The sequence below is a fragment of the Micromonospora sp. AKA38 genome (genome assembly GCF_027925725.1).
Lineage (GTDB): Bacteria > Actinomycetota > Actinomycetes > Mycobacteriales > Micromonosporaceae > Micromonospora.
In genome coordinates this window covers 689,560-710,412 of record NZ_BNEI01000001.1, presented here as the reverse complement: position 1 = coordinate 710,412, position 20,853 = coordinate 689,560, and the positions used below count along the sequence as shown (strand labels likewise).

Genomic DNA, 20,853 nt, shown 5'->3' with positions numbered 1-20,853 from the left:
ATTGAAGTCGAGGAGTTCGGTCAACGGAAGGGACCTTCGACCTCCGCACGGGGGCTGAGCTGCACAAATGCCATTTCGCACCAACCGGACAGCGCTCGACGGGAAGACCACTGTGCGCAATCGTCGACACGGAGAAGCCCGGGCGACGTGCGTCGCCCGGGCTTCTCGGAACCGCGAATGTCGTTACGGCCGCGCGTTGGGCTTCAGCGGCGTCTTCACCGCGGCGTAGGCGTCGACGATGCCGTAGCCGTAGAAGCCGTTGAAGTTCAACGAACCCGCGCAGTACGCGTTGTACGTCTCGTCCCGGCCCTCGTTGGTGTAGGTCTGGAGCCGCGGCTCCGGGCAGGCGTGCTCGGCCGCCGTCCGGTAGAGGTGCTGCTCGACCTGGTCCGGCGCCATGCCGTAGCCGTTGCGGCCCTGCTGCTTGCCGTACCGGCTGACGATCAGCGCGGCCACGCCGGAGACGTGCGGGGACGCCATCGACGTGCCCTGGAGGTAGGTGTAGTAGCCGCACTCACCCTTGGCCGTGCACTGCTTGAACACCGAGTCCTCGAAGCCGGCCACGATGTTGCCGTTCTCGTCGACCGACCCCTCCTCCTGGAGCACCTTCTTCGGGTACGTGGAGAGGATCATGTTGGCGTCGGTGCGGTAGGTGTCGGTGCCGAAGCCGTCCCGGAACCAACCACCCGGAGCCGCCACCGAGATCTGCTCGGTGCCGTAGTTCGAGTAGTCGGCCTTCTTGCCGGACGGGCCGACCGCCGAGACGCCGATCACGTGCGGGCCCTCGACCGGCAGGTCCCAGCAGCTCGCGTTGTCGATCGGCCGCGGGTACGGCGGGGTGTCACCGTAGTCCGGGCTGCTCTCGTCGGTCCGCGGGGCGCCCAGGTCCTCGTTGTTGTTGCCGAGCGAGCCGACCAGCGTGACGCCCTTGTGGTGGGCGAAATTCAGCGCCCGCTTCATGGCCTCGATGATGGTCCGCTGCTCGGCCTGCTGCTCCGGGTTGTCGGCCGGGTTGGCGGTGCAGTTGTAGAGCCACGGGTCGACGTAGAAGGACATGTTGACCACGTCGAGCCCGGAACGGCCGGCGTGCACCAGCGCGTTGACCACCGGGTTGAGGAAGAAGTAGCCGCTGTCCTGGCCGCCCTTCAGCTCGACCAGGGAGACCTTCGGGGCCACGCCGGAGAGGCCGAAGCCGTTGGCGGCGGCGCCGATCGTGCCGGCCACGTGGGTGCCGTGACCGCCGTCGTCGGTGCCGACCGGGTCGAGGCAGCTCGCCACCTCGCACGGGCCGTCGACGTCGGGGATGTCCGGCGCGAAGTTGCGGGACAGCGCCCAGTTGAAGTTCGGGGCCAGGTCGGGCTGGCTGGCGTCGACGCCGGTGTCCAGGACGCCGACGGTGACCCGGCGGTCGCCCGGCTCGATCTTGCGAGCCTGGTCGGCCCGGATCATGTCCAGGCCCCAGAGCTTGTCGTCCAGCGGGTCCATCTTCCTGGCGTTGCCCTTGGCGACCTTGCCCTTGGTCGCGGCGGCGGCCACCAGGTGCTCCTGCTCGACCCGGTCGAGCTTGGGCTTGCGGCCGATCGCCTTCTCCTCGGCGGCGCCGAGGAGCGCGCCGGCTGCGGTGGCGCGGCTGGCGAAGTCCGCCCGGTCGCTGCGCACCTGGAACAGGCCGACGTCGTCGGTGCGGGAGACGACAGTGCCGCCGGCCGCCTTGATCGCGGCGATCGCGGCGTCGGTGGAGACGCCGCTCTCCGCCAGCACGGTGAAGGTCCGGGTGCTGGACGGCGCGGCCGTCGCCGGAACACCCAGACCGGTCACCGTGAGTGCCAGCGAGGCCGCGACCGCGACCGCACCGGCGGTGAAGCGCTTGCTCACCACATTCAGATCCTCTCGTTGAGGGACGTGGCAGTCATCCCACATCACGGGAGCGGGTTTCGCCAGGTGTGCGCCCGGAATACGCCACAATCAGGCATTCGCGCTCGTCAACGCGGCGAGCACCCCGGGCAGCTCGGCCAGCGTGGACACCTCGGCGTCGGGTTCGAGGCCGGCCGGCCGGGGCAGTCCGGCCCGGTTGAGCCAGACGGCCCGCAGGCCGGCGCGTTGGGCGGCGACCACGTCGTGTTCCGGCGAGTCGCCGACGTGGACGATCCGGGCGGCGGGCAGCCCGGCGGCGGCCACCACGGCGGCGAAGAACGCCGGTGCCGGCTTCTTCGGCAGGCCACCCTCGTGCGCGTACAGGGCGAAGGCGAACCGGCCGTCGAGGCCGCAGCGTTCCGCGCGGCTGTTGCCGTTGGTGGCGAAGCCCAGCAGGTGGTGCGGGCGCAGCGCGGCCAGCGCCGGCAGCACGTCCGGGAACGGCCGGCTCAGGGCGTACCGGCGGGCGAAGAAGAGCGCCGCGAACTCGTCCAGGTGGGCGCCGAGCCCGGCCCGGGCCAGCGACCGGGCCAGCGCGGCGCGGCGGATCTCCCCGACCGGGGCCGCGCTGAGCGCGCCGAAGACCGCACCCCAGTCCCCCTCCAGGTCCGCGAGCGACACCTCGGCCGCCGCCGGGGTCCACCGCCGCATCTCCTCGAGTACGGCCACCAGCGCGCCGGTGACGGCCGGGCGCAGGTCGACCAGGGTCTCGTCGGCGTCGAAGACGACGGCGGTCCGGGGTGCGGTCACCGCTCACCGACCAGCGCCGACCCGACCGGGGCCGATGACGCCTCCCCGGGGCCGGCCCGCAGCTCGTCCACCCGGACCAGCGCGACGCCGCCGACGATGAGCGCCCCGCCGACCAGTTGGATCGCGCTCGGCAGCTCGTTCAGCACCAACCAGGCGATCAGCACCGCGAACATCACCTCGGTCAACCCGACGAAGGAGGAGAGCCGGGCGCCGAGCAGCCGCGCCCCGGCAACCCCGGCCAGGTACGCGACCACGGCGGCGATCAGCGACAGCCCGACGATCGGCACCAGCCAGCTCACCCGATGCCCGGCGAAGCTGACGTCGGCGGTGCCGGCGGCCAGCGGGAGCACCCCGACCGCGCCGAGCAGGAGCAGGATCGCGGCGCCGACGGCCATGCCGCCGCTGGCCATCACCACCGAGGGCAGGTCGGCGTCGACGCGGCCGGCGATGACGTAGTAGCCGGCCAGCCCCACGCCGGCGCCGAGCCCCCAGAGCACGCCGACCGGGTCGAGCCGGCCGGCGCCGGTGAGGTCGAGGACGAACACCAGCCCGGCCAGCGCGGTGAGCGAACCGGCCACGGTCAGCACCCGGGGTCGCTGGCCGTGGACCAGCCACATCCAGCCGACCACCAGCACGATGCCGAGGTATTCCAGCAGCAGCGCCACGCCGACCGGGAGGTACCGGACCGCGTTGAAGAAGCACGCCTGGGCCAGGGCCACCCCGAGCAGCCCGAACAGCACCACGGTGAGCGCGTTGCGGCGCAACACCGGCCAGCGACCGCGCAGCACCAGCAGGGCGGGCACGGCCAGCACCAGCGCGGCGATGCCGACCCGGGCGATCACCACGGCGACCGCCGACCACTCACCGGTGATCAGCGGCCGGGCGAACGTGCCCGAGGTGGCGAACGTGAGCGCGGAGAGCAGGGCCAGGCCGAGCCCGGTGCCGGACCGTTCGCGCATCGACATTCCCCCGGTCATGAGTGAAGAAGCGTTACGCTGATGACGTTAGGGGTGCCGTCCGACAGGAGTCAAGTTGCTTTTCGCTCATGACACCGAGTGCGGGCTGGTGGCCGCCGCCGCACTGGTGAACACCACCGGCCCGGGCCGGGAGGACCTGCCGGACGTCACCGCGCTCGACGCGTTCTTCACCGCGTACGGGTGGAGCGGCCGGCACGAGCACACGGAGGCGGAACTGCGGCAGGTCCGCACGCTGCGGCCCCGGCTGCGCCGGATCTGGTACGCCGACACCGACGAGGTGGTGGAGATCGTCAACGGGCTGCTCCGCGAGTCGCACGCCCTGCCGCAGCTCATCCGGCACGACGACGAGCCGTACCATCTGCACGCCGTGCCCCGCGACGCGCCGCTAGCCACCCGGATGGCGGTCGAGGCCGCGATGGCCGTGGCCGACCTGGTCCGCTCCGGCGAGCTGACCCGGCTGCGCCGCTGCGACCACCCCGACTGCGACAACGTGCTCGTCGACCTGTCGAAGAACCGGTCCCGCCGGTTCTGCGACGCCGGCTGCGGCAACCGGGCCGCGGTCAGCGCCTACCGGGCCCGCAGGGCGGCGTCCCACTCCTGACGGATCGCGGGCCAGTCCGCCCGGAGCAGCTCGTACTCCACCTCGCCGTGCTCCGTACCCGGGATCGGGTCGTCGAAGACCAGGTGGAACGTGCGGGTGTAGCGCAACCCGGCGCGGGTCATCACCGCGCGGGACCTGTCGTTCACCGCCATCGTCTGCGCCCACACCCGCCGCACGCCGACCGTGTCGAACGCGTGCCGCACCAGCGCCCGCGCGCCCTCGGTGGCCAGCCCGTGCCCCCACACCGCGCGCCGCAGCCGGTAGCCCAGCTCCGCCTCACCGCCGTCGTCGGACGGATCGAGCGCCAGCCAGCCGAGGAACTCCCCGGTGAACCGGTCGAGCGTGGCCCACCGACCCAGCCCGGGATGCCGGTCGTACTGCGCGAGCAGCCGGGGCAGCACCTCGTCGCGGATCGTCGCGGCCGGCGTGGGCACGCCGTTGGTGAGGAACCGCATGACCTCCGGGTCGGCGTCCAGCGCGACCAGTCGGTCCACGTCGGCCATGGTGAACCGGCGCAGCGTCAGCCGAGCGGTCTCCCGCAACACCCCGTCGTCGTCAGGCACGGTCGGATCATCCCGCCGACCCGTCGTCCGGGCGAGGCAATTACCGCCGCGGTGGCGAGCCAGGAAAACCCGCGTTGCGGGCTGGGTTGCGGTAGATCTTGGAAGAATTACGCCCCTCCGAGGGCCGTTTGGTACCAAGATCTGCGGTCACCGCGTCAGCTCGGCAGCACCTCCGCGACCCACAGGCCACGACCCTGCAAGCCCACGACGAGGCCCCGGTCCTGAAGGATGATGATCGCCCGCTGCACGGTCGTGACGCTCACGCTGTACAGGTCGGCGAGTTCCCTGTAGGTCGGCAACCGCTCACCCGGCGGGTACTCGCCACTTCTGATCCGGGTCGTCAGGTCTTCGGCCACCTCTCGGTAGCCACCGCTCGGTATGGGCATGGGAGGTTCCTTCGTTCGGCACCTTCCATCGGATCATGAGCAAAACCCGCCTTCAAGACCAACATTGCCTTAGGTACTAAAGGTCTCTAACATGGCGGCTGTGGCGAGGTCCCTCGTTCGGCAAGCGACAACCGAGCCATGCGGCGGTCCAGAGCAGACATGGGGCCTGGTCCCCAGGACGGCGTCGCGGTGGGACCGTCCCGCTCCCCCGGCCGGGCGGTCCCACCCCCGCCGGGGCGGCAGCGACAGCACCGACGACTCAGCTCGAAAGGGACCGCACATGCCCCTACCTGACCGGCCGCCCCACCTACCGCTGCGCCCGCTCTGGCTCTGCCGGACGTGCGGCACGCCCTGGCCGTGCGCCGACGCACGCCTCATCCTGCTCGACGAGCACGCGGGCGACCCGGTCGGGCTCAGCGTCTATCTCTGCGGCGTGCTCCACGAGGCGACCGCCGACCTGCACCGGCTGCACCCGGCCGAACGGCTCGACCCGGCCGTCCTGTTCGCCCGCTTCCTCGGTTGGGCGCGACGACGGGCCATGCCCTGACCTCAGGGGTGCGTCATCCGGAGCAGGTCCAGCGCCTCGTCCAACTGGGTCTCGGTGAGCTTGCCCGAGTCGACGTGCCCGCGCGAGATCACCACCTCGCGGATGGACACCTGCTTGGCCAGCGCCTCCTTGGCGATCGAGGCGGCCTCGTCGTACCCGAGATGGCGGTTGAGCGGGGTGACGATCGACGGCGAGCCCTCCGCGTACGCCAGACAGACCTCGGCGTCCGCGACCAGGCCGGCCACCAGCCGCTCGGCGAAGAGCCGGCTGGACGCGGCGATCAGCTTGATCGACTCCAGCAGGTTGCGGCCCATGACCGGGAGCATCACGTTCAGCTCGAAGTCGCCCTGCGAGCCGGCGAAGGCCACCGCCGCGTCGTTGCCGATGACCTGCGCGCAGACCTGCCGCATCGCCTCGGCCACCACCGGGTTGACCTTGCCCGGCATGATCGACGAGCCGGGCTGGAGGTCGGGGATGCGCAGCTCACGCAGGCCCGCGCGGGGACCGGAACCCATCCAGCGTACGTCGTTGGCGATCTTGTAGAGGCCGACCGCGACGGTGCGGAGCTGCCCGGACGTCTCCACCAGCGCGTCCCGCGCGCCCTGCGCCTCGAAGTGGTTGCGTGCCTCGGACAGCGGCAGGCCGGTCGAGTCCCGCAGCCGCCCGATCACCTTGCCCGCGAACCCGAGCGGGGTGTTGATGCCGGTGCCCACCGCGGTGCCGCCGAGCGGCAGCTCGCCCAGCCGGGGCAGCGCCGACTCCAGCCGCTCGACGCCGTAGCGGACCTGGGCGGCGTACCCGCCGAACTCCTGCCCGAGCGTGACCGGCGTGGCGTCCATCAGGTGCGTCCGGCCCGCCTTGACCACGGTCTCGAACTCGGCCGCCTTCGCCTCCAACGCCATGGCGAGCTGCGTCAGGGACGGGAGCAGATCCTCCACCACGAACTGGGTGGCGGCCAGGTGGATCGAGGTCGGGAACACGTCGTTGCTGGACTGCGACGCGTTCACGTGGTCGTTCGGGTGCACGTCGCGGCCCAGCTCGCGGCTCGCCAGCGACGCGATCACCTCGTTGGTGTTCATGTTGGACGACGTGCCGGAACCGGTCTGGAACACGTCCACCGGGAACTGGTCGTCGTAGCCCCCGGCGGCGACGTGTGCGGCAGCCGTGGCGATCGCCTCGGCCACGTCCGCGTCGATCACCCCCAACTCGCCGTTGACCTGGGCGGCCGCCCCCTTGATCTGGGCCAGCGCCTTGATCTGGGCCGGTTCGAGCCCGCGCCCCGAGATCGGGAAGTTCTGCACCGCGCGCTGGGTCTGCGCCCGCCACAGCGCCTCGGCGGGCACCTCCACCTCGCCCATCGAGTCACGTTCGATCCGGTAACCGGTCGCCTCTGGAGTCGTCACGCGTACCATCCTGCCGCGCCGCCGGCCGGTACGCAGGGAAAGCGACGCGGGCCTCAGCCCAGCTCGGCCACCAGCTCCTCGGTCGCCCGCCGGCCCGGGGACTCGATCTGACGGAACAACACCAGCGCCCGGCCGGCGTACCGGCGGGCCTGTCCCGCATCCGTGTCGCGCAGGCACCGGGCCATGCCGTCCAGCGCACGGGCCTGCTCGTAACGGGCCCCGAGCCGGGTCGCGTCGGCGAGCACCCGGCGGTGCAGGTCGAGCGCGCTGGCCACGTCACCCTGGTCGAGCAGCGCCTGGGCGAGCAGGTTGCGCGAGGCGCACTGACCGATCCGGTCACCGGAATCGGTCACCACCACCAGCGCCTCCCGGTGCAGGTCGGCCGCCCGCTCGGGCCGGCCGACCCGCCGCTGGAGGGCGCCCATCTCGTTGAGCACCTCCGCCTCGCCGTACCGGCCGACGTACTTCTTCTTGAGGCGCAGGGCGACCCGCAGCAGCCGTTGGGCCGGCTCCAGGTGACCCATCCGGTGCCGGATCATGCCGGTGTGCGCGACCGCGTTCGCCAACTGCCGGAAGTCCCCGTTCTGCCGCGCCAACACCAGGTGGGACCGGCTGAGCCGCAGCGCCTCGGCGTGGCGGCCGGCCGACAGCAGCGCGTAGGCCACGTTGTTGATCAGGTTGGCCAGCTCCGCCGTGTGGTCGGCACCGCGGATCATCTGCATCGCGGTGTCGAGGCACTCCATCCCCTGCTGGTGATCCCCGTTCGCCGAGTAGGACACCCCGAGGTTCCACAGCGACACCCGCATCTCGTCGCGGAGCCCGAGCCGCCGGCGGATCTCCAGGGCCCGCCGCATCAACCGGATGGCCTCGGGAAACCGGGCCTGCCGGTAGTAGACCGAGGACAGGTAGTTGTAGATGGTGCCCACCGCGGCCTCGTCCCCGAGCGCCTCGGCCGCGCGCAGGCCGACGGTGTGCGTCTCCAGCAGGTCGTCCAGGTGTCCACTGTCGAAGTTGGCCCGCCAGCAGGCCCGGGCGAGCTGCCAGCAGTGCCGCCGGAAGCCCTCCGCCTCGGCGAGCTGGACCAACGCGGTCAACAGCGCCGCGTGCTCGTCGAACCAGGCCCGGCCCTGTGGCAGGGTGGCGTCGACCAGATCGGGCCGGCGCGGCGGGTTCGCGGGCAGGGACCGCAGGCTGCCCGCCGACTCGATCGTCCGGGCGATCGCCGAGGCCACGTCGAGATGATGGTCCAGCAGCCGTTCCAGGGCCGCCCGGCGCTCCCCGGCCCGACCCGGCTCGGCGAGCAGCGTCCGGGCGTACTCGCGGATCAGGTCGTGCAGCCGGTAACGGCCCGGGTCGGCCTCCTCCACCAGGTGCGCGTCCACCAGCTCGTCGAGCAGATCCTGCGCCTCCGCCAGCGGGATGTCGGCCAACGCGGCGGCCACCCGGTTGTCGAACCCGCCACCCGGCGGCAGACCGAGCAGCCGCAGCATCCGCTGCGCCGTGGGCGACACCTGGGCGTACGAGAGCGCGAACGCCTGCCCGACGGAACGCTCCCCGGCGGCCAGCTCGGCCAGCGGGTCCCGGCTGGTGGCCAGCCGTTCGGCCAGATCCGCGACCCGCCAGCGGGGCCGGTGCGCCAGCCGGGCCGCCGCCAGCCGCAGCGCCAGCGGCAGGTGCCCGCAGCGCCGCGCCACCTCGGCAGCCGCCTCCGGTTCGGCGGCGACCCGGTCCCGGCCGACGATCCGGCCGAGCAGCTCCACCGCCTCCTCCGGGTCGAGCACGGGCAGGGACGACGGGCGCCCCTCGTCCAACCCGACCAGTCGGCGGCGGCTCGTGATGAGGACGAGGCAGTCCGGGCCGTTCGGCAACAGTGGCGTGACCTGCGCGCTGTCGGCCGCGTTGTCGAGCACCACGAGCGCGCGGCGGCCGGCCAACTCGGTACGCCACAGCGTCAACCGGTCGGCCAGATCCAGCGGCATCCGCTCCGGCGGCACCCCGAGCTGGCGCAGCAGGACCGCCACCGCCGCCGCCGGGGTCAACGGCATGCGCTCGCTGTGCCCGTGCAGGTCGACGAAGAGATGCGCGTCCGGGTAGCGGTCGCCGAGGGCGGCGGCCAGGTGCACCGCCAGCGTGGTCTTGCCGCTGCCGGCCATGCCGTCGATGAGCTGGACCCGGACCCTGTCCTCCTCGATCTCCTTCACCAGCCGGACCACGGTCTGCTGACGGCCGGTGAAGTCACTTATCGCCCGCGGCAGCGAACGGACCGGCACGGTGGACCGGTGCTCCGCGACCCCCAGGGCCAGGTCGCCGGCGAGTACCCGCTGGTGCAGGTCCTGCAACTCCGGACCGGGCTCGATGCCCAGCTCCTCGGCGTAAAGACGGCGGCCATCACGGTAGACGGCGAGCGCGTCGGCCTGCCGGCCCACCGCGGCGAGGGCCCGCATGAGCTGGCCGCGCAGCCGCTCCCGCAGCGGGTTCCGCTCGACGCTCTCGACCAACTCGTCGACCAGGTCGGTCGCCGGCCGCAGGCGCAGCTCGATCTCGACACGCTCCTCCAACGCCGCCAGTCGCTGCTCGTCGAGGGCCAGCGCCCGCCGGCGTACGCTCCGGCTGGGAACGCCGCTGAGCGCCGGCCCCCGCCAGAGGGCCAACGCGGCCCGGTAGTGGCGTCGCGCCTCCTCGGACCGGCCCGCGGCGACCGCGGCCCGCGCGGCGTCGACCGTCCGGCCGAAGATGTCGGCGTCGAGGTCGTCCGGTGCGACCCGGATGCCGTAGCCGGCCGGATCGGTGACGATGACGTCCGGCGGCAACCCCAGCACCGTGAGGCGCTGTCGCAGTCGCGACACGCAGATCTGCAGTTGGGCCCGGGCGGTGGCCGGCGGCCGGTCCTCCCAGACGGCGTCGATCAGCTCGCCGAACGGCACCACACGACCGGCGCGCAGCAGCAGGATGGCGAGCACGGTCCGGTCCCGACCTGCGGTGACGGTGGCTTCGCCCCCGCCTACCCGCAGTGGTCCCAGGATCCCGAACCGCATGCGCCGCCCCCGTACGCCTTTGTGCACTTACAGCAGCGTAACCCGGTGGTAACCGCATGACGCGTCGAGGCGATAGTGATCTGATAGCGGATCGACAGCGCCGCCGGACAGACTCGTCGCGGTTGTCGGTGACGACATCCGACGGGGGCGGTGCGCCCGTCCGGTCGTGAGGTCGGGCGAGCGCACCGATGTCGGAAGGTGGAACCGGGCCGCGCGGAGCGGCGTCAGCGACGGCCGACGGTGAGCACCGGCTTGGTGACCTCGGCGAAGAAGTCGTTGCCCTTGTCGTCGACCACGATGAAGGCCGGGAAGTCCTCCACCTCGATCCGCCAGACCGCCTCCATGCCCAGCTCCGGGTATTCGAGCACCTCGACGTGCTTGATGCAGTCCTGGGCCAGTCGGGCCGCCGGGCCGCCGATCGAGCCGAGGTAGAACCCGCCGTGGGTGTGGCAGGAGCGGGTGACCTGGGCGGACCGGTTGCCCTTGGCCAGCATCACCATCGAGCCGCCGGCCGCCTGGAACTTCTCCACGTAGGCGTCCATTCGCCCGGCGGTGGTGGGGCCGAACGAGCCGGAGGCGTAGCCCTCGGGGGTCTTGGCCGGGCCGGCGTAGTAGACCGCGTGGTCGCGCAGATATTGCGGCATCGGCTCGCCCGCGTCCAGCCGCTCGGCGATCTTGGCGTGCGCGATGTCCCGCGCGACGACCAGCGGGCCGGTCAGGGACAGGCGCGTCTTCACCGGGTACTTCGACAGCTCGGCGCGGATCTCGTCCATCGGCCGGTTCAGGTCGACGCGGACGACGGTCTCGGTGTCCAGCGTCTCGTCGGTGACGTCGGGAAGGTAGCGGGCCGGGTCGGTTTCGAGGCGCTCCAGCCACACGCCCGACGGGGTGATCTTGGCAACCGCCTGCCGGTCGGCGGAGCAGGAGACCGCGATGGCGACCGGGCAGGACGCGCCGTGCCGGGGCAGCCGGACCACCCGCACGTCGTGGCAGAAGTAGCGCCCACCGAACTGCGCGCCGATGCCGAAGTTGCGGGTCAGCTCCAGCACCTCCGCCTCCAGCTCCAGGTCGCGGAAACCGTGCGCGCTCATCGAGCCCTGGGTCGGCAGCGCGTCCAGGTACTTCGCGGAGGCGTACTTGGCGGTCTTCAACGCGTACTCCGCGGAGGTGCCGCCGATGACGACGGCCAGGTGGTAGGGCGGGCAGGCGGCGGTGCCGATCAGCCGCAGCTTCTCCTCCAGGAACTGCATCATCCGCGTCGGATTCAACAGCGCCTTGGTCTCCTGGTAGAGGTAGGACTTGTTGGCCGAGCCCCCGCCCTTGGCCATGAACAGGAACTTGTACGCGTCCGGGTGGCCGTCCGGGTCCTCGGCGTACAGGTCCACCTGGGCCGGCAGGTTGCTGCCGGTGTTCCGCTCGTCCCACATGGTCAGCGGCGCGAGCTGCGAGTAACGCAGGTTCAGCTTCGTGTACGCCTGGTAGACGCCGCGCGAGATCGCCTCCGCGTCGGTGCCGTCGGTGAGCACGTGCCGGCCGCGCTTGCCCATCACGATCGCGGTGCCGGTGTCCTGGCACATCGGCAGCACGCCACCGGCCGCGATGTTGGCGTTGCGCAGCAGGTCGAGCGCGACGAACCGGTCGTTCGGCGAGGCCGCCGGGTCGTCGATGATCGACCGGAGCTGGGCCAGGTGGGCCGGGCGCAGGAAGTGGGCGATGTCGTGCATGGCCTCGGCGGTCAACGCGGTCAGCGCGGCCGGCTCCACGGTGAGGAAGCGGCGACCACCCGGGCCGTTGACGACGTCCACGCCCTCGTCGGTGACCAGGCGATATTCCGTCTGGTCGGGACCGGTCGGCAGGAGGGGCGCGTACGCGAAGGCGGCGGCACTGCTCATGACCGAAAAGCCTAGGGCAGAGCAGTCGATCGGTGACACCCGCCGGTGGGGTCCTGGGACGCCGATCTCACCCGGCGTCACTTCCCGTCGGCGCAGAGTTCCTTCTTCGGCCCGCAGTCGCCCCGGCCGCCCGGGGGACGCCAGGTGTCGCCCGGGTCGGGCGCCGGCACGGCACCCTGGTCGGCCGGCGGCGCACCGGCGCCACCGGTGCCCCAGCGGACGTACCCGATCTCCCGCCCCTCCCCGACGATCATGCCGTTCGGGCCGACCGCCAGCGCGTTCGCCGACGTGCGCAGCTCGGCCAGCACCCGACCGCCGCGTGGCTCGACAGCGACCAGCCGGGACGGTTTCTCCTCCGTGATCACCACCGCGTACGGGGTCAGGGCCGCGCCGCTCTTCTGACCGGCCGGCCGGGTCCACCGGGTCCGGTCGGCGGACAGCTCGCGGCCGAGCAGCGAGTCCTTGTCGGCGCTGCGCACCACCGCGTACCGGTCGTCGACGGCGAGCAGCTTCTCGCCCTCCGCGCCCACCTGGAGCAGCCGGCCGTCGTAGCCGTCGAGCACCGCCTCCCGGCCGTCCGGGGCCACCCCGATGAGCACGTTGCGGGCACCCTGCGGGTCCTCCCGCTGCACGCAGCCGGCGGCGTCCGCGGTACGCAGGTTGATCCCGGCCCGCCGCCACACCTGCTGGCCGGTGGCCGGGTCGACGGCGGTGACGACGAAGTAGCAGCTCCCGTCGCGGGAGGTGGCCGCGACCCGGAGCAGCCGGCCGCCGACCACCGCGAGCCGCTCCTCCCGACCGGGCTGGACGTTCTGGAGCACCCGGCCGGTGGCGGTGTCCACCACGTGCACCCGGCCGTCGACCGGGAAGCCGAGCAGCGGCGGGACCGACTCCGGTCCGGCCACCCCGCCGTCGATACGGGTCGCGCCCAGCCGGCGGGTGCCGAGCAGCTCCGGATTGTCGGCGAGCACTCCGCTGTGCACGCCGGGCAGGAACGCGCTCCACAGCGGAGCGGTCCCGCGCGGGTCCCAGGCCCGCAGCGTGCAGTCGGTGGCCTGCACGCAGTACGCGTCGAGCAGCAGGTTGCGGTACGTCCAGACGGCGATCGCGCGCTCGTCGCGTCGGCGGGTCACGCCGGTGGTCGGGTCGAGGACCTCGTACCCCTTGTCGAGCAGCTTGCCCACGGCGACGACCGACTCCCGGCCGCTGCCGGCCACCGCCGACCAGTCGGCCTTGCGCTCCCAGAGCTGGCTGCCGTCGGCGAGCTTGCGGGCCTCGATCCGGGTGCGCTGCTCGACGATCACGGTGTCACCCGCGATGGTGACGCTGCGCGGGGTGCCACCGACGCGTTGCTGCCAGACCACGTCCGGCTCGGAGATCGGCTTGCTCCGGTCGACCCAGTCCCAGAGGCGGGGGAAGGGGTTCCAGACGCCGGTGGCGGCGAGCACGACCACGGTGATGAGCCCGAGCAGCAACCAGCCGCGTATGCCTAGGCCCTTCACACCGGACACGGTAGCGACGATCACCGTTCCCCGGGCTCCGTGCGGGGCGTGTCGCGCCGCTTCTTGCCCGGCCCGAGGTGTTAGAGGGGGCCCCGTCTCTACCGGAGGCGTTAAGCGGGGGCCCTTCCTTCGCCTCTGGCGGCGGAGCGCACGAGGGGCAGCGTGCGGTAGGGGATCTGCTCGGCCAACGCGATGATGGTGGAGGCGCGCCGGATGCCCTCCGAGGCGACGATCTGGTCGATGACCCGCTGGAGGTCGGTGTTCGACCGGGCCACGATGCGGCAGAGCAGGTCGCTGGAGCCGGTGATGGTGTGCGCCTCCAGCACCTCCGGGATGGCGGCCAGGTGCGCGGTGACCTGGTCGTGGCCGTGCCGCTGGCTGATCTCCAGGGTGACGAAGCTGGTCACCCCGAAACCGATCGCGGCCGGGGAGATCTCCGGCCCGAAGCCGCCCACCACGCCACGGCCGACCAGCTTGTCGAGCCGGGCCTGCACGGTGCCCCGGGCCACGCCGAGCCGCCGGGAGCATTCCAGCACCCCGATCCGAGGTTCCTCGGCGAGCAGTTCGATCAAGCGCGCGTCCAACTCGTCGAGCTGTACATCCTGACCAGTGTTCACGGTGGTTGACGATACCGAATGCGCAACCTGACCAGGAAAACCACTAACTATTGCCCAACCGGAGGCGGTCCGGAGATGCTCGCCGGAAGCACATCCACGGCGGCCCACGAGGCCGGCCGGTACGCGAGGGAGGCCACCATGACCCAGGCGATCGACCGACCCCAGTTGACCGAGGAGGTCGACGCCGACGTGCTCGTCGGCGCCGTCAACCACGACATCAGCCGGGACCCGTTCCCGGTCAAGGGCCTCGACCACCTGCACTTCCTGGTCGGCAACGCCAAGCAGGCGGCGCACTACTACTCCACCGCCTACGGCATGACCTGCGTGGCGTACCGGGGCCCGGAGCAGGGCTACCGGGACCACGCCCAGTACGTGTTGACCAGCGGCTCGGCCCGGTTCGTGCTGACCGGCGTGGTGCGTCCGGGCGCCGACGGCGAGGCGCACGTGGCGAAGCACAGCGACGGCATCTCCGACATCGCGCTGGAGGTGCCGGACGTGGACGCCGCGTACGCGCACGCCACCGCGCAGGGCGCGACCGGCCTGCTGGAGCCGCACGACGTCAGCGACGAGCACGGCACCGTCCGGATGGCGGCCATCGGCGCGTACGGCGACACCCGGCACACGCTCGTCGACCGGTCCCGTTACACCGGGCCGTTCCTGCCCGGCTTCGTGGCCCGCGCCCCGATCGTGGACCGCCAGCCGATGATCGACGCCGGCCTCCAGCCGAAGCGCTTCTTCCAGGCCGTCGACCACGTGGTCGGCAACGTGGAGCTGGGCCGGATGGACGAGTGGGTCGAGTTCTACAAGCGGGTCATGGGCTTCAGCAACATGGCCGAGTTCATCGGCGACGACATCGCCACCGACTACTCCGCGCTGATGAGCAAGGTGGTGGCCAGCGGCACCCGCAAGGTGAAGTTCCCGCTCAACGAGCCGGCGGTGGCCCGCAAGAAGTCGCAGATCGACGAGTACCTGGAGTTCTACCAGGGCCCCGGCGCCCAGCACGTCGCGGTGGCCACCAACGACATCCTGGCCAGCGTGGACGCCATGCGGGCGGCCGGCGTCGAGTTCCTGGACACCCCGGACTCCTACTACCAGGACCCGGAGCTGCGCGCCCGCATCGGCAACGTACGGGTGCCGATCGAGGAGCTCCAGTCCCGCAAGATCCTGGTGGACCGGGACGAGGACGGCTACCTGCTCCAGATCTTCACCAAGCCGGTGCAGGACCGCCCCACCGTCTTCTTCGAGTTGATCGAGCGCCACGGCTCCCTCGGCTTCGGCAAGGGCAACTTCAAGGCCCTGTTCGAGGCGATCGAGCGGGAGCAGGAGAAGCGCGGCAATCTGTGACACTGTCCGCGTGACCCAGCCTCCCCCGAACACGACGCCGCCGCCCGCCGGGCCCCCGCCCGTGGGCGGCGGCTTCGCGCCGCCCAGCGGCCCGGCGGTGCCCGCACAGCCCGTCCCGCAGACGTACCCGCCGCTCCCCGGCTACCCGCCACCCCCACCCGGGTACGCCCCGCATGCCGTGCCCCGGCCACCGGCCCTGGCTCCGAACGGCCAGCCGCTGGCCGGGTTCGGCGAGCGGCTGGTGGCCTGGCTGATCGACACGGCGGTCGCCACGGCGGTGGCGATGGTGCTCTTCGCGCCCGTGTTCATCTGGCTCGTCCTCCGCATGATCGACCAGATGCCGGCACCCGGCCCGGACGGCACCGTGGCCGAGCCCGACCCGTTGGTGATCTTCGGCGACCTCCTCCTGCCGGTGCTCCTGGCCGAGCTGGGGCTGTTCCTCCTGCTGCTGGTCTTCTACTGGCTCTACCACGTGGAGTACGCCCGCCGGACCGGGCAGACGCTCGGCAAGAAGGTGATGAACCTGCGGATCATTCCGGCGCGACCCGACGCCACGCTGACCCGGGGCATGCTCGGCAAGCGCTACCTGGTCGAGTTCGTCGCCGCCTCGCTGGTGCCGTTCCTCAACTACCTCGACGGCCTCTGGCAGCTCTGGGACAAGCCCTGGCAGCAGTGCCTGCACGACAAGGCCGCCGGCACGGTCGTCGTTAAGGTGGCACCGTGAGCGTGAGGAGCGAGCCGGGCCTGCGAGCCCCGCAGTCGCGAACTGAGGGGAGCCCTGTGAGCGTGAACGAGTGCAGCGAGGCATGTCCGTGAGTCTGGAACCTGGCTGGTACGTCGACCCCGCCGAACCGGAGACCCGCCGCTGGTGGGACGGGGAGGGCTGGATCGGTGCGCCGATCCCGGTCGACGTCACCCCGCCCGACGGTCCACCGCCCGCCGAGCCCGAACCGGCCGCCACGACGCCGGTCACCGGCTCCGCCCCCGACCGGCCGGCCTCCGGCGCGCCGGGTGGCCCCACCGGTCAGCCGGCCGGGTCGGTCCCGTCGGGTCAACCCGGACCCGGGTGGGGACAGCCCGGGCAGCCGGGCCAGGCGGGCCCGTGGCCCGGACAGCCGGGTCAACCCGGCCAGACCGGACCGTGGCCCGGACAGCCGGGGCAGCCGGGACAGCCGGGACCGTGGCCCGGACAGGCCGGGCAGCAGGGGCCGCCGCCGGGGTGGCCGTACCCGCAGTGGCCGGGCCGGCCGCCGGTGCCGCGTCCGCACGGGCTGCCGCTCGCCTCGTACGGTGCCCGGCTGGTCGCCCGCCTCATCGACCTGGGCGTGGTGTTCCTGCTCAACGTGGTGGTCAACGGCTGGTTCGTCTACCGCTACTTCGAGGCGATCGAGCCCTACCTGCGGGAGACGATGCGTCGGGCGTTGAACGGCGACACCTCCACCGAGGGGCTGCCCCAGATCGACGACCAGGCCGGCGGGTTGCAGGTCGCCATCCTGCTGATCGCCACCGCGCTCTGGTTCGCGTACGAGGTGCCGTCGATGGCGGCGCGCGGGCAGACGTTCGGCAAGCGGGTGGCCCGCGTACGCGCGGTGTCGGTCGACGCGGACCAGCCGCTCGGCTTCGGCCGGGCCACCCGGCGGTGGAGCACGATGGGCCTGCCCACGCTGCTCTGGTACTGCTGCGGGCTGGGCCTGCTGCTCCAGTTCGTCGACGCCGTCTCGCCCCTGTTCGACCAGCCGCTGCGCCAGGCGCTGCACGACAAGCGGGCGCAGACCGTGGTGGTCCAACTCCCCCGCAACCGGCCCGACCCCCGTACCGCCCCGCGCGACCGCGCCGACCCCCCGGGAGACACCCCATGACCGAGACCGGACGTCACCAGCCTCCGCTGCGGCTCACCCGCGTCGACCTGGACGCGCTGCCCAACTACGTGCCCGGTCGCAGCCCCGCCGACCTGGCCCGGGAGCTGGGTCTCGCCGAGGCGATCAAGCTGGCCAGCAACGAGGTGCCGTACGGCCCGCTGCCCGGCGTGGTGGAGGCGGTCACCGAGGCGGTCGCCGGTTCGCACCGCTACCCGGACATGGGCGTGGTCGCGCTGCGTCAGGCGCTCGCCGAGCGCTACGGCGTGGACGCCGACCGGATCGCCACCGGCTGCGGTTCGGTGGCGCTGGCCGAGCACCTGGTCCGGGCCACCTGTCTGCCCGGTGACGAGCTGCTCTACTCGTGGCGCTCGTTCGAGGCGTACCCGATCATCGCGGCGACCAGCGGCGCGACCAGCGTGCGGGTGCCGAACGACGCCGGCCACGGGCACGACCTCGCGGCGATGGCGGCGGCGGTGACCGACCGGACCCGGATGATCCTGGTCTGCAACCCGAACAACCCCACCGGTACGGCGGTGCGCAAGGCCGAGCTGGACCGCTTCCTCGACACGGTGCCGGACGACGTGCTCGTGGTGATCGACGAGGCGTACCGGGAGTTCGTCACCGACGCCGAGGTGCCGGACGGCCTGAGCTACCTGGACCGGCCGAACGTCGCCGTGCTGCGCACGCTGTCCAAGGCGTGGGGCCTGGCCGGCCTGCGGATCGGCTGGCTGGTGGCCGCGCCGGCCGTGGCCGCCGCCGTCCGCAAGGTGGTCACCCCGTTCTCCACCAGCATGGCCGCCCAGGCCGGCGCGCTGGCCGCGCTCGCCCAGGCCGACGAGGTGCAGCGGCGCTGCGCGCTGGTGGTGGCCGAGCGGGACCGGGTCACCGAGGCGCTGCGCAAGTTCGTGCCGGACGTCCCGGACAGCCAGGCCAACTTCGTCTGGCTGCCGCTGGGCGACCGGGCGATCGAGTTCGGCAAGGCGTGCGAGGCGCGCGGCGTGATCGTGCGGCCGTTCCCCGGCGACGGCGTACGGGTCACCATCGGCACCCCGGCCGAGAACGGCGCGTTCCTGGCCGCCGCCGAGGCCGCCCTCGCCTGACGTGCAAGGCGGGGCCCCTGCTTAACGCCTGGCGTCGAGAAGGGGCCCCTTCTCACCGGCCGGCGCCGGCCGTTCAGGTGGAAGCGAGCAGCACCGGCTCGGCCATCAGGAACCAGCCCTGGTCGTCGTCGGTCTCGGTGGCGTGCTCCCGCACCCGTTCCACCGCCACGTAGCCGTCCACCGCGTACGCCCGGCCCGGCCGCCACCCGATCCCGTCCCGCCCGACGTCCAGCACGAACTCCGACCGGGACGCGCCGGTGAGCGGGTCCAGCGTGACCAGTTCCCGCCGGTCGGTCAGTAGATGCACCCGGCCCGGCTCCTGTGCGAGCACCCGGGCCGGGTGGACGTCGGCCCGGCGCCACAGCTCCTCGCCGGTGCGGGGGGACCGCCCGACCACCACGCCGCCGGACGTGTCCACCACCCGCTCGCCGTCCAGCACGGAGCCGGGGGCGTCCAGGCCCGGCGCGGCCACCGGCTCGCCGGGATCCGTCACCAGCCAGCCCCGGCTGTGCTCGCCGCCCGGCCCGGCGGTACGCAGACCACGACAGCCCGAGTGCCCGTCGCGGCAGCCGACCGGCGTGACCACGAGTTGGCCCGGTGCGTCCGGTGGCCGCCAGCGGGCCCGTACCGCGCCGGTCCCCGCGTCCCGCAGCTCGACCGCGGCCGGTCCCGCGCAGGTGTCCACCCCGACCAGGTCGCCGCTCGCGGTGCTGCCCACGTCGGTCCGGCAGCCCCGGCCGACGTCGGCACGCCAGAGCCGGCGGCCGTCGGCCAGCGCGTATCCGCCGACCGCGCCCGGACCGGCGGCGAGTAGCACGTCGAGGCCGTCGGCGGTGCGGGCGACGTGCAGGCCGGCCGGGCCCCAGACCGTGGCCGCGAACGTGCGGCGGGGCTCCGGCACCGACCCCGGCACCGGGCCGTCGGCCCGCCAGGCCACCCGCCCGGTACGCGCGTCCAGCGCCACCAGCTTCCCGTCGGACCAGCGGCTGACCACCGTGGTGCCCTCGGCGAGCACCCCGACCAGCGTCGCCGGCCACCGGCGGTAGGACCAGAACGGGGTCACCCGGTGCCGGCCGGTGACCGGCTGGTCCGCGTACACCTGGCGGGTGCCGGCGTAGACGCGGAGCCGGCCGTCCACGACCAGCGGCGCCACCGGCAGCCGCCCGATCACCCCGACGGTCGGGGCGGGCGCCTCCGGGTACGGGTCCCGGGCCACGGTCTCGACCTCGGCCGGAGCCAGCACCCGGGCGACCACGGCGACCGACGCCGCGACGGCCAGCACCGCCACCAGCGCCACCACGGCCCGCCGCCTGCCGGCCTTCGCCATCCGCCACCTCCGCCCCGGCACCCTACCGGCCGGGGCCGGGCCGTGATCCGGTCGCCCGGCCGACGGCCGGGCGGCACGGCGACCGGTGGCCCGGGAGGCCCGCTCACCCGCTACGGCGGCGAGCGGTCGGGCGGCTCAGGCCGCCTCGGTGGAGCGGGTGGGACCGGCGGCCAGCGCCAGGTCGGCCAGGTCGCGCCGGAGCGCGCTGTCCACCGCCCGGGCGGCCAGGCCGCCGAGGATCAGCGCCAGCACCCGGCCGTACGGCCGGTTCGGCACCGCCTCCTGCTCGACGGTGACCTCGGTGCAGCCGCGCCGCCGACGCTCGACGGTGCGCAACGTGAAGGTGATCCGGTAGTCGACGCCGGACCCGGGTGAGCCGAGCACCAGGCGGCGCGGGGCGACGGCCTCGACCACCTCGAACTCCTCCGGCTCGGCCCCGCCGTCCGGGCGGAGGCGGGTCTCCCGCCAGGTGGTGCCCGGCCCGAACGCACCGGCGGTGAGCACCTCGACCGCGCCGACCGCGGAGAGCCAGTCGGCGCGCGCCGGGAGGTCGGTGAGCAGGCGCCAGAGGTCGGCGTCCTGCGCCTCGATGAAGGCGGAAACGGTCACCGTCGACATGGCACCTCCCGTGTCGTCCACGGTACGGCCCGTCACCGATGTGGGGGAGCCCCACCGTGACATTTCCGCCACCGGTGCCCCACGGCGGGACACCGGGCCACCGTGGTCGGTCAGTCGCGGAAGGCGTCGCGTCGCAACGCCGTGACGAACGCGCTCCACCCCGGCGGGCTCACCGCGAGCGCCGGACCGGTCGGGTCCTTGGAGTCGCGTACGCCCACCACGCCGTGCGCGGCCACCACGTTCGTGGCCACCTCGACGCAGAGGCCCTGATCGTTGGAACGGCTGCTGGTACGCCACACGGCACCGATCAACTCGGTCATGCTCGGTCCTTCCTCTGCTTCCTCCTGGGTGCGCCCCGGGCCGGCACCGCCCCGGCGCACCCGATCCGCGTCGATCAACGCGCGAGGAAACGGCCCCG

Annotated in this window: 19 protein-coding genes; 6 read left to right on the top strand and 13 right to left on the bottom strand. The window is 72.9% G+C overall.

The features are described from left to right. Positions 1-183: 183 nt before the first annotated feature. The 3 genes from TPA0908_RS03350 to TPA0908_RS03340 all read right to left on the bottom strand — a co-directional run bounded on the left by TPA0908_RS03350 (position 184) and on the right by TPA0908_RS03340 (position 3,629). The gene (locus TPA0908_RS03350; RefSeq protein ID WP_281934488.1) at positions 184-1,875 is read right to left on the bottom strand and encodes a S8 family serine peptidase; all 1,692 of its coding nucleotides are present in this window, start codon (positions 1,873-1,875) and stop codon (positions 184-186) included. Between the two features lie 90 nt (positions 1,876-1,965). After that, the gene (locus TPA0908_RS03345; RefSeq protein ID WP_281934486.1) at positions 1,966-2,664 is read right to left on the bottom strand and encodes an HAD family hydrolase; all 699 of its coding nucleotides are present in this window, start codon (positions 2,662-2,664) and stop codon (positions 1,966-1,968) included. Then, on the bottom strand, positions 2,661-3,629 hold the full coding sequence (locus TPA0908_RS03340) for an EamA family transporter (protein ID WP_374709168.1): 969 nt from the start codon (positions 3,627-3,629) through the stop codon (positions 2,661-2,663). The genes TPA0908_RS03345 and TPA0908_RS03340 overlap by 4 nt, the downstream gene beginning before the upstream one ends. A gap of 67 nt (positions 3,630-3,696) precedes the next feature. Here TPA0908_RS03340 and TPA0908_RS03335 point away from each other — a divergent pair, with 67 nt between their 5' ends. Continuing rightward, the gene (locus TPA0908_RS03335; RefSeq protein WP_281934482.1) at positions 3,697-4,242 is read left to right on the top strand and encodes a CGNR zinc finger domain-containing protein; all 546 of its coding nucleotides are present in this window, start codon (positions 3,697-3,699) and stop codon (positions 4,240-4,242) included. Here TPA0908_RS03335 and TPA0908_RS03330 read toward each other — a convergent pair. Next, a complete protein-coding gene (locus TPA0908_RS03330) occupies positions 4,209-4,805 on the bottom strand; it encodes a GNAT family N-acetyltransferase (protein WP_281934481.1) in 597 nt (198 codons plus the stop codon). The genes TPA0908_RS03335 and TPA0908_RS03330 overlap by 34 nt on opposite strands. Positions 4,806-4,960: 155 nt before the next feature. Further along, complete coding sequence (locus TPA0908_RS03325; protein ID WP_281934480.1) at positions 4,961-5,191, bottom strand: winged helix-turn-helix domain-containing protein; 231 nt, start codon at positions 5,189-5,191, stop codon at positions 4,961-4,963. Between the two features lie 280 nt (positions 5,192-5,471). Here TPA0908_RS03325 and TPA0908_RS03320 point away from each other — a divergent pair, with 280 nt between their 5' ends. After that, complete coding sequence (locus tag TPA0908_RS03320) at positions 5,472-5,738, top strand: hypothetical protein (protein WP_281934478.1); 267 nt, start codon at positions 5,472-5,474, stop codon at positions 5,736-5,738. A gap of 2 nt (positions 5,739-5,740) precedes the next feature. On the opposite strand, the gene TPA0908_RS03315 is transcribed toward TPA0908_RS03320, so the two are convergent. The 5 genes from TPA0908_RS03315 to TPA0908_RS03295 all read right to left on the bottom strand — a co-directional run bounded on the left by TPA0908_RS03315 (position 5,741) and on the right by TPA0908_RS03295 (position 14,187). Further along, a complete protein-coding gene (locus TPA0908_RS03315; RefSeq protein ID WP_199199940.1) occupies positions 5,741-7,150 on the bottom strand; it encodes a class II fumarate hydratase in 1,410 nt (469 codons plus the stop codon). Positions 7,151-7,194: 44 nt separating this feature from the next. Beyond that, positions 7,195-10,176, bottom strand: a complete 2,982-nt coding sequence (locus TPA0908_RS03310; protein WP_281934475.1) for an AfsR/SARP family transcriptional regulator — start codon at positions 10,174-10,176, stop codon at positions 7,195-7,197. 224 nt (positions 10,177-10,400) lie between these two features. Beyond that, positions 10,401-12,068 (bottom strand): fumarate hydratase, encoded by a 1,668-nt coding sequence (locus TPA0908_RS03305; protein ID WP_281934474.1) that lies wholly within the window; start codon positions 12,066-12,068, stop codon positions 10,401-10,403. 77 nt (positions 12,069-12,145) lie between these two features. Next, the gene (locus TPA0908_RS03300; protein ID WP_374709161.1) at positions 12,146-13,579 is read right to left on the bottom strand and encodes an outer membrane protein assembly factor BamB family protein; all 1,434 of its coding nucleotides are present in this window, start codon (positions 13,577-13,579) and stop codon (positions 12,146-12,148) included. Positions 13,580-13,680: 101 nt separating this feature from the next. After that, complete coding sequence (locus TPA0908_RS03295; protein ID WP_181570690.1) at positions 13,681-14,187, bottom strand: Lrp/AsnC family transcriptional regulator; 507 nt, start codon at positions 14,185-14,187, stop codon at positions 13,681-13,683. Between the two features lie 138 nt (positions 14,188-14,325). Here TPA0908_RS03295 and hppD point away from each other — a divergent pair, with 138 nt between their 5' ends. The 4 genes from hppD (at position 14,326) to hisC (ending at position 18,490) form a co-directional block, all read left to right on the top strand. Next, complete coding sequence (gene hppD / locus TPA0908_RS03290; RefSeq protein ID WP_107161699.1) at positions 14,326-15,531, top strand: 4-hydroxyphenylpyruvate dioxygenase; 1,206 nt, start codon at positions 14,326-14,328, stop codon at positions 15,529-15,531. A gap of 10 nt (positions 15,532-15,541) precedes the next feature. Beyond that, positions 15,542-16,255: an RDD family protein gene (locus TPA0908_RS03285; RefSeq protein ID WP_281934473.1), complete on the top strand. Its 714-nt coding sequence runs from the start codon at positions 15,542-15,544 to the stop codon at positions 16,253-16,255. Between the two features lie 88 nt (positions 16,256-16,343). Then, entirely contained in the window at positions 16,344-17,390 is a 1,047-nt protein-coding gene (locus tag TPA0908_RS03280; RefSeq protein WP_281934471.1) for an RDD family protein, read from the top strand. Further along, entirely contained in the window at positions 17,387-18,490 is a 1,104-nt protein-coding gene (hisC, locus tag TPA0908_RS03275; protein WP_281934469.1) for a histidinol-phosphate transaminase, read from the top strand. The genes TPA0908_RS03280 and hisC overlap by 4 nt, the downstream gene beginning before the upstream one ends. Before the next feature lie 73 nt (positions 18,491-18,563). Here the strand turns inward: hisC and TPA0908_RS03270 are convergent, their stop codons facing one another. From TPA0908_RS03270 to TPA0908_RS03260, 3 genes are all read right to left on the bottom strand, one after another. Beyond that, the gene (locus TPA0908_RS03270) at positions 18,564-19,817 is read right to left on the bottom strand and encodes an outer membrane protein assembly factor BamB family protein (protein WP_281934467.1); all 1,254 of its coding nucleotides are present in this window, start codon (positions 19,815-19,817) and stop codon (positions 18,564-18,566) included. A gap of 135 nt (positions 19,818-19,952) precedes the next feature. Beyond that, complete coding sequence (locus TPA0908_RS03265; protein ID WP_281934465.1) at positions 19,953-20,435, bottom strand: SRPBCC family protein; 483 nt, start codon at positions 20,433-20,435, stop codon at positions 19,953-19,955. A 110-nt stretch (positions 20,436-20,545) separates the two neighbouring features. Further along, positions 20,546-20,755, bottom strand: a complete 210-nt coding sequence (locus TPA0908_RS03260; protein ID WP_281934463.1) for a DUF397 domain-containing protein — start codon at positions 20,753-20,755, stop codon at positions 20,546-20,548. Between the last annotated feature and the right edge of the window lie 98 nt (positions 20,756-20,853).

Excerpts from the sequence above, each read along its gene's own strand:
- TPA0908_RS03340 (WP_374709168.1), bottom strand. The coding sequence starts at position 3,629 with ATGTCGATGCGCGAACGGTCCGGCACCGGGCTCGGCCTGGCCCTGCTC.
- TPA0908_RS03325 (WP_281934480.1), bottom strand. The coding sequence starts at position 5,191 with ATGCCCATACCGAGCGGTGGCTACCGAGAGGTGGCCGAAGACCTGACG.
- TPA0908_RS03320 (WP_281934478.1), top strand. The coding sequence starts at position 5,472 with ATGCCCCTACCTGACCGGCCGCCCCACCTACCGCTGCGCCCGCTCTGG.
- TPA0908_RS03315 (WP_199199940.1), bottom strand. The coding sequence starts at position 7,150 with ATGGTACGCGTGACGACTCCAGAGGCGACCGGTTACCGGATCGAACGT.
- TPA0908_RS03310 (WP_281934475.1), bottom strand. The coding sequence starts at position 10,176 with ATGCGGTTCGGGATCCTGGGACCACTGCGGGTAGGCGGGGGCGAAGCC.
- TPA0908_RS03305 (WP_281934474.1), bottom strand. The coding sequence starts at position 12,068 with ATGAGCAGTGCCGCCGCCTTCGCGTACGCGCCCCTCCTGCCGACCGGT.
- hppD (WP_107161699.1), top strand. The coding sequence starts at position 14,326 with ATGACCCAGGCGATCGACCGACCCCAGTTGACCGAGGAGGTCGACGCC.
- hisC (WP_281934469.1), top strand. The coding sequence starts at position 17,387 with ATGACCGAGACCGGACGTCACCAGCCTCCGCTGCGGCTCACCCGCGTC.
- TPA0908_RS03270 (WP_281934467.1), bottom strand. The coding sequence starts at position 19,817 with ATGGCGAAGGCCGGCAGGCGGCGGGCCGTGGTGGCGCTGGTGGCGGTG.
- TPA0908_RS03265 (WP_281934465.1), bottom strand. The coding sequence starts at position 20,435 with ATGTCGACGGTGACCGTTTCCGCCTTCATCGAGGCGCAGGACGCCGAC.
- TPA0908_RS03260 (WP_281934463.1), bottom strand. The coding sequence starts at position 20,755 with ATGACCGAGTTGATCGGTGCCGTGTGGCGTACCAGCAGCCGTTCCAAC.